Source organism: Streptomyces niphimycinicus (assembly GCF_018883605.1).
Classification (GTDB): Bacteria; Actinomycetota; Actinomycetes; order Streptomycetales; family Streptomycetaceae; genus Streptomyces; species Streptomyces niphimycinicus.
In genome coordinates this window covers 1-634 of sequence record NZ_JAHLEM010001322.1, presented here as the reverse complement: position 1 = coordinate 634, position 634 = coordinate 1, and the positions used below count along the sequence as shown (strand labels likewise).

General features: G+C 78.4%; 1 protein-coding gene. It reads left to right on the top strand.

The annotated features are described in order from the left end of the window. The coding region (locus KN815_RS49560) for a fatty acid kinase subunit FakA-related protein (protein ID WP_507229943.1) at positions 1 to 634 on the top strand (634 nt) is incomplete at both ends.

Genomic DNA, 634 nt, shown 5'->3' with positions numbered 1-634 from the left:
GCCGCCTACGAGGGCGCCCGGACGGCGCTCCAGGCCACCCCCGGCCAGCTCGACGTCCTCGCCCGCGCGGGGGTGGTCGACGCGGGCGGCTACGGCCTGGTGACGGTCCTGGGCGGGCTCGCCGAGGCCCTGTCGGGCGAGGCTCCCGCGGCGCTCGCGCCCGTCCGCTCGCGCGATGACGGCCTGACGCGTGACGCCCCGGCGCGTGACTTGGCGCCCGCCGGGACGCATGGGCAGGACCCCGCGGGCTGTCCCGCCGACAGCGCCGCGGCCGGTGGGCCCGCCTTCGAGGTGATCTACCTCCTGGAGGCCGGCGACATGGCCATGGCCGCCCTGAGGGAGCGGCTGGACGCCCTCGGCGACTCCCTGGTGATCGTCGGCGGCGACGGCCTGTGGAATGTGCACATCCATGTGGACGACGCGGGGGCGGCCGTGGAGGCGGGCATCCAGGCCGGGCGCCCGTACCGCATCCGGATCACCCACTTCGACGGTGCCGCCGCCCGTAAGACGGGCGCCGACGGCCCGGACCGGCCGGGCCCGGCCGTCGTCCTGCCGGATCAGCCCGGCGCCAAGGGCCCCACGGGCGGCCCGCGCACCGAGCACACGGGCCGTGCCGTGGTCGCCGTCGTCCCCG